At 71.1% G+C, this 15,440-nt stretch carries 17 protein-coding genes; 10 read left to right on the forward strand and 7 right to left on the reverse strand.

Translation table 11 applies throughout. The features are described 5' to 3' along the window. The first annotated feature begins 192 nt into the window (after positions 1-192). The 4 genes from ribD to ABVF28_RS04430 are packed head-to-tail and all read left to right on the forward strand — an operon-like array spanning position 193 to position 3,158. Positions 193-1,299: a bifunctional diaminohydroxyphosphoribosylaminopyrimidine deaminase/5-amino-6-(5-phosphoribosylamino)uracil reductase RibD gene (ribD, locus tag ABVF28_RS04415; protein ID WP_371029612.1), complete on the forward strand. Its 1,107-nt coding sequence runs from the start codon at positions 193-195 to the stop codon at positions 1,297-1,299. Next, positions 1,296-1,994, forward strand: a complete 699-nt coding sequence (ribB, locus tag ABVF28_RS04420) for a 3,4-dihydroxy-2-butanone-4-phosphate synthase (protein WP_371029613.1) — start codon at positions 1,296-1,298, stop codon at positions 1,992-1,994. Before ribD ends, ribB begins: the two co-directional genes overlap by 4 nt. Continuing rightward, positions 1,991-2,485, forward strand: a complete 495-nt coding sequence (gene ribH / locus ABVF28_RS04425; RefSeq protein WP_371029614.1) for a 6,7-dimethyl-8-ribityllumazine synthase — start codon at positions 1,991-1,993, stop codon at positions 2,483-2,485. The genes ribB and ribH overlap by 4 nt, the downstream gene beginning before the upstream one ends. A gap of 1 nt (position 2,486) precedes the next feature. Continuing rightward, positions 2,487-3,158 carry a riboflavin synthase gene (locus tag ABVF28_RS04430; protein ID WP_371029615.1) on the forward strand — a complete coding sequence of 224 codons (672 nt, stop codon included), beginning with the start codon at positions 2,487-2,489 and terminating at the stop codon, positions 3,156-3,158. A gap of 28 nt (positions 3,159-3,186) precedes the next feature. Here the strand turns inward: ABVF28_RS04430 and ABVF28_RS04435 are convergent, their stop codons facing one another. Next, positions 3,187-3,609 (reverse strand): low molecular weight phosphatase family protein, encoded by a 423-nt coding sequence (locus ABVF28_RS04435; protein ID WP_371029616.1) that lies wholly within the window; start codon positions 3,607-3,609, stop codon positions 3,187-3,189. Positions 3,610-3,834: 225 nt separating this feature from the next. Here ABVF28_RS04435 and ABVF28_RS04440 point away from each other — a divergent pair, with 225 nt between their 5' ends. From ABVF28_RS04440 to ABVF28_RS04450, 3 genes are all read left to right on the forward strand, one after another. Next, positions 3,835-4,737: an aminotransferase class IV gene (locus ABVF28_RS04440; RefSeq protein WP_371029617.1), complete on the forward strand. Its 903-nt coding sequence runs from the start codon at positions 3,835-3,837 to the stop codon at positions 4,735-4,737. After that, a complete protein-coding gene (locus ABVF28_RS04445) occupies positions 4,734-6,896 on the forward strand; it encodes a chorismate-binding protein (RefSeq protein ID WP_371029618.1) in 2,163 nt (720 codons plus the stop codon). Before ABVF28_RS04440 ends, ABVF28_RS04445 begins: the two co-directional genes overlap by 4 nt. Before the next feature lie 234 nt (positions 6,897-7,130). Then, on the forward strand, positions 7,131-8,021 hold the full coding sequence (locus tag ABVF28_RS04450; protein WP_371029619.1) for a class II glutamine amidotransferase: 891 nt from the start codon (positions 7,131-7,133) through the stop codon (positions 8,019-8,021). 148 nt (positions 8,022-8,169) lie between these two features. Here ABVF28_RS04450 and ABVF28_RS04455 read toward each other — a convergent pair whose 3' ends face one another. The 5 genes from ABVF28_RS04455 to ABVF28_RS04475 form a co-directional block, all read right to left on the reverse strand. Further along, positions 8,170-9,714, reverse strand: coding sequence for an SLC13 family permease (locus ABVF28_RS04455; RefSeq protein ID WP_371029620.1), 1,545 nt, complete (start codon positions 9,712-9,714; stop codon positions 8,170-8,172). Then, positions 9,711-10,931 carry a glycerate kinase gene (locus ABVF28_RS04460; protein WP_371029621.1) on the reverse strand — a complete coding sequence of 407 codons (1,221 nt, stop codon included), beginning with the start codon at positions 10,929-10,931 and terminating at the stop codon, positions 9,711-9,713. Before ABVF28_RS04460 ends, ABVF28_RS04455 begins: the two co-directional genes overlap by 4 nt. Before the next feature lie 167 nt (positions 10,932-11,098). Next, positions 11,099-11,707, reverse strand: a complete 609-nt coding sequence (locus ABVF28_RS04465; protein ID WP_371029622.1) for a hypothetical protein — start codon at positions 11,705-11,707, stop codon at positions 11,099-11,101. Positions 11,708-11,716: 9 nt separating this feature from the next. Continuing rightward, entirely contained in the window at positions 11,717-12,289 is a 573-nt protein-coding gene (locus ABVF28_RS04470) for an OmpA family protein (RefSeq protein WP_371029623.1), read from the reverse strand. Beyond that, a complete protein-coding gene (locus ABVF28_RS04475; protein ID WP_371029624.1) occupies positions 12,286-12,867 on the reverse strand; it encodes a hypothetical protein in 582 nt (193 codons plus the stop codon). Before ABVF28_RS04475 ends, ABVF28_RS04470 begins: the two co-directional genes overlap by 4 nt. Before the next feature lie 221 nt (positions 12,868-13,088). Between ABVF28_RS04475 and ABVF28_RS04480 the strand changes: the two genes are divergently transcribed. From ABVF28_RS04480 to ABVF28_RS04490, 3 genes are read left to right on the forward strand one after another with little or no spacing between them, the layout of a single operon-like run. After that, positions 13,089-13,541, forward strand: a complete 453-nt coding sequence (locus ABVF28_RS04480; protein ID WP_371029736.1) for a MaoC family dehydratase N-terminal domain-containing protein — start codon at positions 13,089-13,091, stop codon at positions 13,539-13,541. A 4-nt stretch (positions 13,542-13,545) separates the two neighbouring features. Further along, positions 13,546-14,037, forward strand: coding sequence for a MaoC family dehydratase (locus ABVF28_RS04485; protein ID WP_371029625.1), 492 nt, complete (start codon positions 13,546-13,548; stop codon positions 14,035-14,037). Continuing rightward, positions 14,034-15,089 carry a UDP-N-acetylmuramate dehydrogenase gene (locus tag ABVF28_RS04490; RefSeq protein WP_371029626.1) on the forward strand — a complete coding sequence of 352 codons (1,056 nt, stop codon included), beginning with the start codon at positions 14,034-14,036 and terminating at the stop codon, positions 15,087-15,089. Before ABVF28_RS04485 ends, ABVF28_RS04490 begins: the two co-directional genes overlap by 4 nt. Positions 15,090-15,184: 95 nt before the next feature. Here ABVF28_RS04490 and ABVF28_RS04495 read toward each other — a convergent pair whose 3' ends face one another. Further along, positions 15,185-15,433 (reverse strand): hypothetical protein, encoded by a 249-nt coding sequence (locus ABVF28_RS04495; protein ID WP_371029627.1) that lies wholly within the window; start codon positions 15,431-15,433, stop codon positions 15,185-15,187. Positions 15,434-15,440 lie beyond the last annotated feature (7 nt).

Below are 15,440 nucleotides of genomic sequence, written 5' to 3' on the forward strand. Positions count from 1 at the left end.
CGCGAGCGGTTGACCCAGCGGCCCCTGTTATCTGGGGGAGGAGGCGGGACCGACGGTTAAAGTCCGGATGGTAGGTGCATGGGAGGCGCTCGTTTCGGCGAGGGCCTCCGTTGGCGTCGGCTGCCGGAATCTCCGGCTGCGCCGGCACCGGGATATGGCCCCGTGGCACGCGAAATGCGGAGGTCACCGGCGATGCCGATCCAAGAATCCAACCGCGTCGAGTCTGTCGACGCCGCCATGCAACTGGCGCTCTCCCTCGCGGCCCGCGGGCCGATCAGAGACCCCAACCCCAGGGTCGGGTGCGTCCTCCTCGCACCGCCGTCTCCGGGCGGCGGCCCGCGCCGCATCCTGGGACGCGGCTTCCACCGAGGGGCGGGCACCCCGCACGCGGAGGCCGCCGCGCTCGACGACGCCCGGTCTGCCGGGGCGGAAGTGCGGGGCGCGACCGCCGTCGTGACGCTCGAACCGTGCTCCCACACCGGGCGGACAGCATCGTGCGCGGACGCGCTCCTCGAGGCCGGCCTCGCGGAGGTCGTGTTCGCGGTCGCGGACCCGAACCCGGTTGCCTCCGGGGGAGCTGCGCGGCTGCGGTCGAACGGCGTGCGGGTGCTCGAGGGGCTCCGGGTTGCCGAAGGCGAGGCGCTCCTGCGCGCCTGGCTCACCGGCGTCACCGAAGGCCGGCCCTTCGTGACGCTCAAGCTCGCCTCCACCCTCGACGGGCGGGTCGCCGCCGCAGACGGGTCGAGCCGGTGGATCACCTCGGAAGCCGCGCGGCTGCACGCGCACCAGCGGCGGGCCGAGGCCTGCGCGATCCTCGTGGGCACGGGCACGCAGCGCGCCGATGACCCGACGCTCTCCGTCCGCGGGCCCGCGGCCTTCCATGCGCCCCAGCCTCTGCGCGTCGTCGTGGGCATGCGGGATGTGGCCGCCGATGCCGCCGTTCGCGCCGACCCCGAGCTGTTCGTCCACCTGAGGACCCACGACCCGGTCACCGCGCTCGAGGAGCTGCACCTGCTCGGCGCCCGCCACGTGATCGTCGAGGGCGGTCCGACCATCTCGGCGGCGTTCCTGCGAGCTGGTCTCGTCGACGAGATCGACGCCTACCTCGCGCCGATCCTCCTGGGCGACGGCGCGAGTTCCGTCGCGTCGCTCGACGTCGGGCGTCTGCGCGACGCGAACCGGTGGACCACCGAGTCCGTGCATCCGCTTGGCGTCGACACGCTCATCCACCTCGTTCGGGACACGCGCGCGCACCCCCAGCACGTCGGCGCCGTCGCGGCCGAGGGGGTCGCAGCATGAGCGGCCAGCTCGCCCGCGCACTCGACGCGCTGCGGGCCGGACGGCCGGTGCTCGTCGCCGACGACTCCTCGCGCGAGAACGAGGTCGACGCGATCCTCGCCGCCAACACGGCGACGCCCGAATGGGTGGGGTGGATCATCCGCCACTCGTCGGGACTGCTGTGCGCGCCGCTGCCCGGCCACCTCGCCGATCGGCTCGAGCTGCCGCTCATGGTCGAACACAGCGAGGACTCGCGCCGCACCGCCTACACGGTCACCGTGGATGCGGCCGCTGGCGTGACGACCGGCATCTCCGCGAGCGACCGGGCCACGACCGTGCGAGCGCTCGCGGCCGCCGGCTCGACGCCGCGCGACCTCATCCGCCCCGGCCACGTGCTGCCGCTGCGAGCCGTCGACGGCGGCGTGCTGGAGCGGCCCGGCCACACGGAGGCCGCCGTCGACCTCGTGCGCCTGACTGGTGCAGGCGAGGTCGGTGTCATCTCGGAGCTCGTGCGCGACGACGGCGAGATGCTCTCGTACGCCGAAGCGGGCGCGCTCGCATCGGCACACGACCTCGTGCTGCTGCACGTCGACGACATCGTCGGCCACCGGATGCGGCACCCGGGATTCCCGGCTCTCCCTGGCACGCAGCACCAGCACCACCACGAAACCAGCACGCGCGCCGCTGAGACGCTGACGAGAGGAGCACGGCGATGAGCGGACAGGGAGCACCAGCGGTGCAGGCAGACGGCACCGGGCTGAGGGTCGTGATCGTCGCGGCTCGATGGCACGACACGGCGATGGCGGCGCTCCTCGACGGGGCGCACCGGGCGCTCGAGACGTCCGGCGTCACCGACGTGCGGGTCGTGCGGGTGCCCGGCGCCTTCGAGCTGCCCGTCGCCGCGAGCCGAGTCGCCGCCAGCGGGCCCGATGCGATCGTCGCCCTCGGCGTCGTCATCCGCGGCGGCACCCCGCACTTCGAGTACGTGTGCTCTGCCGCGACCAACGGCCTCACCGATGTCGCCGTGCGCACGGGCATTCCGGTCGGGTTCGGCGTGCTGACCTGCGACGACGAGGAGCAGGTGCAGGCACGCATCGGCCTGCCAGGCAGCTTCGAGGACAAGGGGGCGGACGCGGCGCTCGCCGCGATCGCGACGGCCGTCGCCCTTCGCGACTTCCCGGCAGCAGCTGGAACGGCGGGTCAGTAGCGTGTTCACTGGGATCATCGAGGAGCTCGGCCAGATCACGAGCATCATCAGGAACGACACGGATGCGCGCCTCACGGTGCGCGGCCCGCTCAGCGTGAGCGACGCCAAGGTGGGAGACTCCATCTCCGTCGAGGGCGTGTGCCTCACCGTCGCCGAGCTGCACGCCGATGCCTTCACGGCCGACGTCATGGGGGAGACCCTGCGCGCATCCACCCTCGGGGGCAGAGCGGAGGGTGACGCCGTGAACCTCGAACGGGCCATGCGGCTCGGCGACCGGCTCGGCGGCCACATCGTGCAGGGGCACATCGATTCGACGAGCGAGGTGCTGGAGGTCGAGCACTTCGACGCGTGGCGGCGCATCCGCTTCGCCATCGACCCGGTGCACGCCGGGTTGCTCGTCGACAAGGGGTCGGTGGCGGTGTCCGGGGTGTCGCTCACGGTCAGCGCGGTCGGGGCCGTCAGCGCCGAGGGAGCTGCGGGCTCGAGCGGCGCGCCCGGGGACGGTCACTGGTTCGAGGTGTCGCTCATCCCCGAGACGCTCAGCGCGACGACGCTCGGCACGCTCGATGTGGGCCACCGCGTCAACGTCGAGACAGACATCCTCGCGCGACACGTGGCTCGGCTCGTGAGCTTCGCGACCTCCGCGAGTGATGGAGCTGCGCGGACTCAGTGAGCTGAGGGTGGAACGGGCGGCCGTCCGCTCAGGCGTCGCGGAGCCGCGTGTGCAGCTCCGCGACGCGCGCGCGGATGTCGTCGCGCACGAGCCGCATCCGCTCCATGCCGGTGATGCCGCGCTCGGAGGGCTCGTCGGTGATCCAGCGCTCGACGGGAACCGTCACGCCGTCCGGCAGCTGCGCTTCGTCGCCGAGGACCACGACGAGGTCGGCGTCGTCGAGCATCTCCGAGGTGAGCGGCTTGGGATGCTCGTCGCCGACGTCGATGCCCAGCTCGGCGAGCGATTCCACCGACTCGGCGTTGAGGGAGCCGCCCGGCGCGGTGCCGGCGGAGGTGACGCTGATCGACTCGTCGCCGAGCGCGCGCAGGAGGGCGGCCGCCAGCTGCGACTTGCCGCCGTTCTTCTTGCAGACGAAGACGACGTTCGTTGGGGTGCTCATGCTGCTCATGTGAGCATTCTGCGTCACGCTGGTAGCCGTGAGGTCATCGGGCAACGGATGGCCGCCCTCGCGGAGTCGCTACCGAGGGCGGCGTTGTGGTCATCAAAACAGGCGGGAAGCGACCGCAAGTCCGCCCTCGCCTTCGACGACCCCGACGGATTCTGGTGCTCAGCGCAGGGTCACACCGTTGCGGCGTCGAGGACGCGCCTTCGGCACCTGGGGCAGAATGGGGCGATGCAGGGTCATGGTGCAGCCGAAGCCAGCGAAGGTGCCGCGCGCGACGACAGCGACGCCGCCGGCCGGGAGTCCGCGGCCGTCAGCGTCGTCGAATCGTGGCGCGTCGACTCGGGCCGCGTCATCGCCCACGCCGCCCACCGCGAGCGTTTCGAGCGATCCGTCGGCGAGCTGTTCGGAGAGGCGGCGACCGCCCACCCGTTGCTCTGGTCGGGAAGCCCCGCCGGCACCAACACCATCGACGCCGACTGGCGACGAATCTGGGCCGACGTGTTCGAGAGCGTGCCCCTCGCCGACTCATGGTTCCCGCGACTGTCGGCACGCCTCGACGGCGAGGGCGATGCTGGCGGCGACCGCGTGCTCATCGAGCTCGCCCTGCGGCCGGCCCCGGAGGCGCGGCCGCTCACGAAGCTGGCGACGCGCCTCGACGAACGCCGCTGGCCGACCGTCAAGGGCCCCGACTTCCCGTCCCTGTCGCAGCTCCGTGCGAGCGCTGCCGAGCAAGGCGCCGCGGACGCGCTGCTCGTCGACGATCGCGGCGTCATCACCGAGGCCGCCTATGGCACCGTCGTCGGCTGGCGCGGCGAGACCCTCGTGATCCCCGCCGCGAGTCGGCGCGTTCCGGGAACCACGTTGGGTGTGCTCGAGAAGCTGCTCGCCACGGCGGGCATCCCGCGCGTGGAAGGCGAGCTGCTCGCCGACCCGCTCGCCGCATCCGCAGACCGGGGGTGGGATGAGCTCTGGTACCTCAACACGCTCCACGGCATCAGCCCCGTCTCGATGCTCGACGGCACCCGCCTCGGCCTGGACGTCGCCCGCGTGCGACGCTGGCGGCCCCGCCTCGAGGAGACGAGCGCCGTGCCGCTCCTCGACGGCCGCCCGCCTGACGGGCGCGGCGCGTGATCGTCGTCGTCGACAACCGCGACTCCTACACCTACAACCTCGTGCAGCTGCTGCTCGAGCTCAGCGACCGCGAGGTCCGGGTCGTCGACGCCGGCGACCCCGCTGACATCCGCGGGTGCGTCGGCTGGGTCGCCGACGGCCTCGTCTCAGGGATCGTCATCTCGCCCGGGCCAGGGCATCCGGCCAACGCCGCCGACTTCGACGGGTCGGCCGCGGTGCTGGATGCTGCCCTCGCGCCAGGGGTGGACCTGCCCGTCTTCGGGGTGTGCCTCGGGCACCAGGGCATCGCCCTCCACTTCGGCGGCGAGGTCGTCGCCGCACCCGAGGCGAGACACGGCTGGCGCTCGCCACTCGAGCACGACGGCACGGGCCCCTTCACCGGGATCCCTCAGCGCACGCTGGTCACCCGCTACCACTCGCTCGCCGTTCGCGAGCCGCTACCAACAGGTTTGCGGGTGACCGCTCGCAGCGAGGACGGCGTCGTGCAGGGCCTCGAGATCGAGGGCAGACCCGTCTGGGGTGTGCAGTTCCATCCGGAGTCGATCGCGAGCGAGCACGGACGACAGATGCTCGCGAACTTCGTGGCGGCAGTGGATGCGGCTCGCCGGGTCGCACCTCCCCGGGGGGAGCCAGCCGGACGCGAGCCGGAACGGGGCGGTGCGCCCGCCCACGGCCCCGACGCGGTCGCTCCGCCGGCGCGCGACCTCTTCGTCGCGAGCCGCGTCGTGCGCGGGCCGCAGAGCGACGGGCGTGCGGCCGCCGAGGCTGCCGCCACGCAGATCTACCGTGACGTGCTGCGGCAGGGATCCGCGAGCGTGTGGGTCGATGTGCCGGACGAAGCGGGCAGGCAAGCACGGTGGAGCATCCTCGCGGACGACGCCGCCATCTCGGACGGAGGCACGGCGAGCGAACCGGCCCGAGTGCTGCGGCTGTTCGGCGATGGCAGCTTCGAGGCCGTGCAGGAGACGCTCGAGCGGAGGCTCCCCGTCGGCGGCGAGGGCCTCGCGTTCCGCGGCGGACTGCTCGGCTACTTCGGCTACGAACTCGGCGTCCGGATGCTCGGTGCGCTGCCCCCACGGGGTGACGCCGCCGAGCCCGACCTCCCGGACGCGTGGTGGCTCGACCCGCGCCGCGCCGTCATCGTCGACCGCGCGACCGGCGCGGTCACGGTCGTCGCGACGGCCTCGACCCTCGCGCTCGCGGAACCAGCGGCAGACAGCTTCGCGGAAGTCGTTCGCGACGCGCTCGATGCCAAGCCTCGAACGACGCTCGTCGACGTGCCCAGCTCGCCCCGCGCATCCGCCAGCCCTGGCCGCCAGGACACCCTCGTCGCCGGAACCTGGCACACGTCCAGAGCCCAGTACGCCGCCGACATCGCCCGGTGCCGCGAGCGCCTCCTCGCCGGGGACTCCTACGAGCTGTGCCTCACCAACGAGTTCAGGCCGGACGCCGACCCGGACCCGCTCGATCTGTTCCTCGAGCTCCGCGCCTCCGACCCGGCCCCCTACGCCGCGCTGCTCGAGTTCGACGGCGGCGCGATCGTGAGCGCCTCGCCAGAGCGGTTCCTGCGTGGCACCTCAGACGGCGACTACGAGACGAAGCCCATCAAGGGCACCACCGCCCGCGCATCCGACCCGCTGCTCGATGCGGCAGCCGCCCGCGAGCTCGCGAACGACCCGAAGGTCTTCGCCGAGAACCTCATGATCGTCGACCTGCTGCGCAACGACCTCGGCCGCGTCTGCGCGCCCGGCACCGTCCACGTGCCGAGCCTCATGGCCGTCGAGTCGTACGCGACCGTGCACCAGCTCGTGACCACGGTTCGCGGCTCGGCGCCTGGCGTGCCGCCGCTCGACGTCGTGCGGGCGCTCTTTCCCGGCGGGTCCATGACGGGTGCCCCCAAGCTGCGCAGCGTCGAGCTGCTGCGCGACATCGAGGGCCGCGACCGCGGCGTCTACTCGGGCGCACTCGGCGTGCTCGGCGCCGACGGCTCGACCGAGCTGAGCATCGTCATCCGCACGGCCGTTCGTGATGCCCGAGGCTGGTCGATCGGGGCAGGCGGCGCGATCGTGCTCGCGAGCGACCCGGAGGCCGAGACGCTCGAAGTGGAGCTGAAGGCGAGTGCCCTGCGTCGTGCCTTCGCGAGGTCGTCGCGGAGCTGAGGCGGGTCTCGTCAAGCCGCGGCGTCCGTGCGGACCCGATTTGGCCGCACATCGCACTCATGTTGGACAGGCACCGCGGGCAGGGAGCGCGTAGGCCGCCGCAATCGTCCGTCATACAGCGTCGCGAAGGTGGACCCGGCGACACGTCTGTCACAGGATTGTCAGATGCTCGTGAGCCGCTCGGCTCCGAACAACACCCGACAGCAAGCTCGACAACTGGGAAGGAGTTCGCACATGTGCCGTCTGCTCGCTTACGCAGCCCCACGTGACACTACCGTCACGAAGGTGATCGGAGACATGAACAGCGACGCCTTCCAGCGCATGACCAGCGTGCACAACGACGGCTGGGGCACCGCCTGGCTCGCCGCCGGGTTCGGCGAGACCGAGCGCGAGATCGAATCGCTGCGCGTCTCGACGCCGGGTCAGAACGACCCGCTGCTGTCGACGCTGCTCGCGGACGCGCCCTCCAACGCCCGCATCGTGCACCTGCGCCTCGCGACCGACGACTTCAAGCGCACCAAGGTCAACACGCACCCGTTCGTGTCGGATGGCCTCGCCTTCGCGCACAACGGGTCGATCGTTCCCACATGGCGCTTCGACGACCTGCTTCGCCCGGAGATCCGCGCGACCATCGCTGGCGACACCGACAGCGAGCTGTACTTCGGTCTCGTGCGCCAGGGCGTCCGCGACGGGCTCTCGCTCGAGGACGCGGCCGCTGCCGCCGTGCGCGTGCTGCGCGCCGAGTTCCCCGAATCGAGCCTCAACGCGACCATCCTCTCCGCGGACGAGCTCGTCGTCGTCCACGCCTCGAGCACCGCTCACGTCACCGAGGAGACGTTCGCGCGGTACGGCATCGACGCATCCACGCTGCCCAACGGGCACACCGACGAGTACTACCGGCTCAGCATGCTCCGCGCGGCCGACGGCACCACCGTCTTCTCGTCGACGGGTATCGACACGGCCGGCTGGACCTCGGTTCCCGAGGACACGATCTCGCGCGTCGCCCTCGACTCGCTCGACTTCACGCAGCGCGCGCTCTTCTCGAGCGCAGCCGAGGCGCGCGCCTCGGTGTCCGGGGCAGCCGTGGCCACGGCATCCGCTCAGCCGCGTCTCGTCGCCGTCTGAGTCGCGAGCCTCGCCTCGGTCTGCCCTGCTTCGCGGGCCCCGCCCGCAGGGTCTCGGGATGGAAACCTCGCTTCGTTGCGGGAAGTTCTCCAGCACGAAGCGAGGTTCCCATCCCGAGAGCGTCCCCGCACCGAGCTGAAGCGCGGGCCTACAGGGCCAGGCCCGTGTGCTTCCACCAGAGTTCGTACGTGACGACCATGAGCGCGACGTAGGCGGGGAGCACCACGAGCGAGAGCCGGAGCAGGTCGCGCGGGTCGAGCCCCTGGCCGTCACCGTCGGCATCCGTGAAAACGAGCAGGGCCTTCGAGCTGACCGGCAGCGTGAGGCAGTAGTCGAGGCCGATGCTCACGATGAACACCACCGCGACGGGGGAGAGGTCGGCCGTCGCCGCGAGCGCGAGGAACGGCGGGATGAGCGCGATCGCGCGCACGGTGTGCGATGTGACGTAGAGGTGCGCGGTGACTGAGAGCGCCGCGATGACGACCACCAGCGCGAAGGCAGAGGTGAGCCCCTCGATGTCGCTCACCGCGAAGAGGCTGGAGATGATCCAGTCGCCTGCCCCCGTCTCCACAAGCGCTCCGCCGAGCGCGAGCGCCCCGGCGACGAACAGCACAAGCGGCCAGGACACCGCGGTCACGCCTTCCTTCCACTTCATCACACCGATGCCCGGGGCGCAGAGCACAATGGCGGCGATGATCGTGACGGCCGCGATGCCGAGCCCGTGCAGCGGCTCCGTCAGCCAGCCGACAAGCGCAAGGCCGACGACCGCGGCCACGATGCGCTCCGCGCGCGTGAGCGGCGACCGCCCTGACGGCTGCAGGGACACCTGCTGCGCGATTGGCCGGCGACGCTCGTCTCGGCGAAGGAAGAGGGCCTGCACGGCGACGCACACCACGACGCTCGCGGTGATACCGAACGGTGCGCCCCAGAGCGCCCACTGCAGGTAGGAGATGGTGTCGCCGGTCGTCTGCTGCAGGAGGTCGACGGCGACGAGGTGCGATGTCGCGCCCACGAGCGTCGCCGTCGTCGAGACGAGCACGACCGTGGGCATCAGCAGCGCGAGGGCCTTCGCGATCCGCGCGTCGCCCAGCCGCTCCGTCAGCGAGCGGTAGACGGGCAGCAGCACGGCAGCGCGACCCGAGGTGGATGGCACGAGGAACGACAGCGGGACGACGGCCGCGGTGACCATCCACATCAGTCCGCGCACCGTCCGTGCCCGCCCGACGATCGCGCTCGTCAGGCGAGCGGCGAGACCGGAGCCCGCCGTGGCCCCGCCGATGATGAACGCCCCGATGATGAGCCACACGACGTCGTTGCCGAGTGCGGAGAAGAACTGCTCCTGGCGCCCCGTCGGGATGCATGCCAGCAGGCCAGCGCCGAGCGCGACGTAGCCGGGCTCGAGGTCGGTCAGCGTCCACAGCACCGTGGCGGAGCCGAAGGCGAACAGTGCCAACCGCACCTCCGCCGGGAGCTCGCCGGGGAGGCAGACCACTGCCCCGGTGACCGCGATGAGGGCCATGGCCCAGCGCGTGCGGATGGGCAGGCGAGTCCAAGCGGCGAGGAGCGCGCGGAAGGAGATCGGTGAGCGCTTGCGGTGCTGGGTGCTCTGCTCTGCCCCAAGCTCCTGCCGCGGCTCGCGCTCCTGATCCCGGTCGTGTGCCTGCTCCTGGTCGGCCGTAGCCCGCGCGCTCACGACACGCTCCGCAGCAGCGGCACCGGCTCGGAACGCTCGACCTGCCCGAGCTGGCAGCCGATCATCATGAGCCGCATGGAGCGTTCGGCCGCGTCGGTGAGCAGCTGCGGCGAGCGGGCGATCGACTCCTCCAGGGTCAGAGGAAGCGGCACGATCGACACGATCGCGTCGATGCCGATGTCGTGCACGTCTCGCGCGTGCCGGCCGATGGTGCCGGCGAGCGCGAACACGGGCTTCCCCTGCTCCTTGGCCCGTCGCGCGACCTCGGCGGGCACCTTGCCGTGAGGTGTCTGCTCGTCGATGGACCCTTCGGCCGTGATGACGAGGTCTGCCTGCCGCACGAGGGTATCCAGGTCGATGTGGTCGAGCATGACCTCGAACCGCGGCATGAGGCGCGCTCCGATGCCGCCGGCCAGGCCCGCCCCGAGACCACCGGATGCGCCGGTGCAGCTGCCCGTGGCGAGGTCGTACGACTTCGGCTGCACGCCGTCGCGGCTCAGCACGCCGGCCCACCGCTCGAGCGCCGCGTCGAGGGTGTCGACCTGCTGGGGCGTCGCCCCCTTCTGCGGGCCGAAGACGCGGGCCACGCCGCGGGGGCCGGTGAGCACGTTGTGCGGGTTGCAGGCGACGAAGACATCGACGCTCGAGAGACGACCGTCGAGTCCGGAGAGGTCGAGAGCCGCCACGTCCGCGAGGGAGTTGCCTCCCGGACCGATCTCGGCGCCGGCCGTATCCGTGATGCTCGCGCCGAGTGCCTGCAGCGCGCCGGCCCCTCCATCGCAGGTGCCGGAGTCGCCGCAGCCGACGAGGATGCGCTTGGCGCCCTCGTCGAGGGCGGCGCGGATGAGCTCACCGACACCATAGGTCGTCGTGGCGCCCGGGTCCCGCAGGTCCTGCGGCACGAGGCGGAGCCCCGCGGCCTCGGCCATCTCGACGACCGCGGTACCTTTCGCGTCACCCCCGAGGAGGGCGAGGACGGCGGACACCGGGTGCCCGACCGGGCCCGTGACCGTGCGCTCGACGAGTCGACCTCCCGTGGCAGCCGCGAGCGTCCGCGCCGACCCCTCGCCGCCGTCGACAACCGGTACGCGGTCGATCACCGCACCGGGGAGCACCCGGCGCACACCGGACGCGATGGCGTCCGCGACCTGCTCTGCCGAGAGGCTCTCCTTGAACCCGCTGGGGGCAACCAGAATGCGTCCTGGAACCTGTGTCATCTTCGCCGACCTCCTCGAGGCCACAGCGCCAATCGCTGCGGCGTGAGTACGACACTGGTCGCCGTTCATAAACCGTTCATGACCCGTTCATGAGGAAGATCTCACGGCGCGAGCTGCAGCGATCCAGCCGTCCTCGGGCGAGCAGCACTGCCCGGCGGGCGGGGCCGCTATTCGACGGGGATGTTCTCGAAGCGCGGGTAGCTCTCGCCGATGACCACGTCGAAGCTCGTCGTGCCGTCCTGCGGCGCCGCGAACACGGCCCAGACCGGCATCGGGACGCCGTCAGTGCCGATCGCCGTTACGTAGTCGGTGGTCCAGAAATCCTGACCGGTGCTCTCAAGGGGTGAGTACTGCTTGAGGTTCCCCTGGTCAATGAGGACAGGTTCCCACCTGCGCTCGCCGTTGAAGTCATACAGCCTGAAGTCCGTGTACGTCGGCGAACTCGGATCCGCATTCGCCAGGTGCGGCGTGATGAACGCCGTCATGATCTGCGTCTTGCCCTCGACTCTGAGCGGGTAGATCTCGACCGTCGCGGTGCCGAGGCCGTTCGGCATCGTCACCTCCTGCGTCGCGACGACCTTCGACTCGTCGTAGGCGACGACCCCAGGCTCTCCAGAGGCCTGCCCCTGCGAGCCGTCTGCCTGCGAGGAGCTGTTGGTGCCGTCGGTCTGCTGCGTGCCGTCGTCGGTGCCTCCGCCGAGCAGCGAGCATCCGCTCAGCGCGAGCGTGCCGACGAGGAAGATGCTGGCCAGGGCTGTCATGCGTGTTCTGCTCATGGTGGTGCTCTAGGCCTTCGCGTACGTGATCTCGACGCGGCGGTTCTGCGCGCGCCCTTCTGGGTTGTCTTCGCCGCCGGTGGTGTTCTCGGCGACCGGCTGCGTGTCGCCGTAGCCGGTCGCCGTGATCTGCAGGTCGGGGCGTTCGGCGCGGATGACCGCGGCCACGGCATCGGCGCGTTGCTGGGAGAGTGTCAGGTTCGACGCCGGGTCGCCGACGCCGTCGGTGTGGCCACCGATCGTGACGGCGGCCCCCTGAGGGGCGTCCTTGACTGCCTCGGCGATCGCGACGCCAGCGGTGTCAGGCACGGCGGCGCTGTTGAAGTCGAACAGGATGTCGCTCTTCAGCGTCACCACGGTGTTCGGCCCCTCATCGACTTCCTTGGAGAGCTCGTCGACGCTGCCGTCGAGCGACCACTGCGTGACCGAGCCCTCCGGGTTCCATCGGGTGACGGACGCGTCGAGCATCTCCTGCGTCGGCTCCGGCAGGTCGTCAGGCGAGTCGACGGTCAGCGGATGCGCGCCGCCGAACGCGAGCACCGTCGCGAGAGTCAGCGCGCCGATCGCGCCGACGGTGCTCACGAGACCACCGGGATGTCGGTGAAGCGCGGGTAGATGTCGGAGATCGTCACGTCGAAGCTCGTCGCGCCGTCTTCCGGCGCCGCGAGGACCGCCCACGCCTTGAACGTCTCGCCGTCACCAGCCTCCGTGGCCAGCGGGTCGCTCGCCCACTCCGCGCCACCCTTCTCGAGCGTCCTGTACTCCTTCAGATTGGCCTTGTCGACGAGCCGAGGCCGGAAGTTGTGCATGTCGAGGAAGTGGAAGAGGTCCAGCTTGTCGGCGTTGCCGCTCGTGTCGGTGAGATGCGGGGTGACGAACATCGTGAGCGTCTGCACCTGGCCGTCGACGCGCAGCGCCTCGATCTCAACCGTCGCCGTTCCGCGGTCGCCCGGCAGCGTCACCTCCTGCGTAGCGACGATGTCGCCCTTCTCCATCGACTCGACGCCGGGCGTCCCGGTCGCGCCTGGCCCGCTGCCTCCCTGCGTGGCCTGGGCCTGCCCCGAGCCCCCGTCAGTCCCACCCTCGGAGCCTCCTGGCGCGGTGCAGCCGGCGAGGGCGAGTGCCGACGTGAGCGTGGCCGCGACGACGAAGGCCCTCATCGCCGCAGCTCTCGGCTTCCTCGCGCCGCTCGGCGGTCGTTGTGTGCGTAACAAGGCGGAACCCCCATGAACTTGGTGCAGCGGCGTCCTTCCCCCGAACGCCGTCATCGGCACCCTAGAACGAGCCACCGACACTGAAAAGGGCAGAACTCCCCGGCGGTCTGCGCGCAGGCGGCCTCATGCCAGTGTCGGTGCCGCCCCGTAGACTGGCGACCGTGTCTGTGAACCCTGAACTTGCCGGCCGCCGGTACGAGCTCCCCGAGCCGTACCTCGTGGGCCGAGAGCACATCCGCTCGTTCGCGAAGGCCGTGCTGGCCTCGCACCCGACGCACTTCGACGTGGCCGCCGCGCAGGCCGCTGGCTACGCCGACCTCGTCGCGCCCGCCACGTTCCCCGCCGTGCTGCAGGACGCGGGGCTGCAGCTGCTGCTCTCCGACCCTGAAGCCCAGATCGAGCTCTCGCACATCGTGCACGGCGACGAGCGCTTCACGTACGCGCGCCCCATCGTCGCCGGCGACGAGCTGCGCGCCGCCCTCGAGGTGAGGAGCGTCAAGTCGCTCGGCGGCAACTCGATGATCACCGCCGAGACGGTGCTGACGGATGCCGCGGGCGAGACGGTCGTCACGGCTTCCGCCACCCTCGTCGTCCGCGCCACCCCCAACGAGAGCGAGTAGCCGCATGACCGATTCGACTGCCATCGCGAAGCTCCCTCGCCCCGATTTCACGGAGTTCGAGGTGGGCACGGTCATCGCGGAGCGCACGGTGACGCTCACGCGGGACAACCTCGTCCGCTACGCCGGCGCATCCGGCGACTTCAACCCCATCCACTACCGCGACGACATCGCCGAAGAGGTCGGTCTCCCCGGGGTGCTCGCGCACGGGATGCTCACCATGGGCGTCGCGCTGCAGCCGGTCGTCGACGCGCTCGGCGACCCTGGCCGCGTCGTCGACTACCAGGTGCGGTTCACGCGCCCCGTCGTCGTCGACCCGCAGGACGGCGCCGAGGTGTCGATCGTCGCGAAAATCGGTCAGCTCGCAGGTGAAGACGGTATCGGCCGCATCGATCTCGTCGTCTCCTGCGGCGGACAGACGGTGCTCGCCAAGTCGCAGGTGCGCGCCAACCTCCAGGGCGAGGTGCCCGCGGGGCTCCCTGAGGAGATCGTCGCGTGACGAGGCTCTCCGAGCTGACGACCACGCAGGTGGGCGGTGAGGCGACGAACCTCGTCGCCGCGGCGACCCGCGACGAGCTGGTCGACGCTGCCAGGAAGCTCTTCGCGAACTACGAGCAGCCGCTTGTCCTGGGCGGCGGGTCCAACACGATCGCGACCGATGACCGCATCGACGAACCTGTCCTCCACGTCGTGACGCGGGGCATCCATCAGCTCGACGGCCCCGTCGACAAGGTCGGTCAGGCGCGCGTACGCGTCGATGCGGGGGAGTCGTGGACGGCGCTCGTCGACTACGCGGTCGCCCGCAACTGGAGCGGCATCGAGGCCCTCGCCGGCATCCCCGGCTCGGTTGGCGCGACGCCCGTGCAGAACATCGGGGCGTACGGCCAGGAACTCTCCGACGTGCTCGCGCGCGTCGAGTTCTACGACGCCGACCTCGACACCGTGCGCTGGATCAACGCCGCCGACCTGAGCCTCGGCTACCGCACGTCCGCCATCAAACGCGGTGAGCTGCGGGGCGTGGTCACCCGCGTCGAGCTCGACCTCGTCGAGATGCCGGAAGGCCAGAGCGAACCCGTGCGCTACGACCAGCTCGCCCGCGCCCTGGGTGTGCCCCTCGGTGAGCGGATGCCCGTGCGCGTCGTGCGCGATGCCGTCGTCCGACTGCGGGCGTCGAAGGGCATGGTGCTGGATGCGCACGACCAGGACTCCGTCTCGTCTGGCTCGTTCTTCATGAACCCCATCGTGCGTTCGTCGTTCGCGAGTGAGCTTCCCGAGATGCCGAAGTTCGACGCGGGCAAGGACGAGGACGGCGCGCCGCTCGTGAAGCTCAGCGCCGCCTGGCTCATCGACCACGCAGGGGTGAAGAAGGGGTTCTCCCTGCCGGGCTCGAACGCGGCGATCTCGTCGAAGCACGCCCTCGCGATCACCAACCGAGGGGGAGCGACGGCGGAGCAGATCGTGGAGCTCGCCCGCTACGTGCGCGCCCGCGTCGAAGCCGAGTACGGCGTGCGGCTCGTCAACGAGCCCGTCCTCGTCGGCCTCGAGCTCTAGAGCCCGCAAGACCCCGTGAGGCGGAAGCCCCGAAGCGCTGTCAGCGCTTCGGGGCTTTTCCTAGTGGTGCTGAAATCGTTCCCCTCGGACTCGATTCAGTGGTGCATGCACTGTACGCACCAGGCGCGGAGCGCAGCCTGCTCGCGTTGGGCCCGCGCCGCGCTGTTGCGACGGCGGCGATGCTGTTCAGCGTGGTTCGGCTCGGGGTCCTGACGTCGCGCGGTGCGCAGGAGCAGCCACAGAGCGACTCGCAGCTCCAGGCGCTGGAGCAGCGAGGACGTCGTCGTGGTGGGTGCGAAGGTGACGAGCACGGTGCTCGGCGTTGGGGTCTGGACGGTGGTCATGACGTGG

The organism is Pseudoclavibacter sp. JSM 162008, assembly GCF_041366455.1.
GTDB lineage: Bacteria > Actinomycetota > Actinomycetes > Actinomycetales > Microbacteriaceae > Pseudoclavibacter.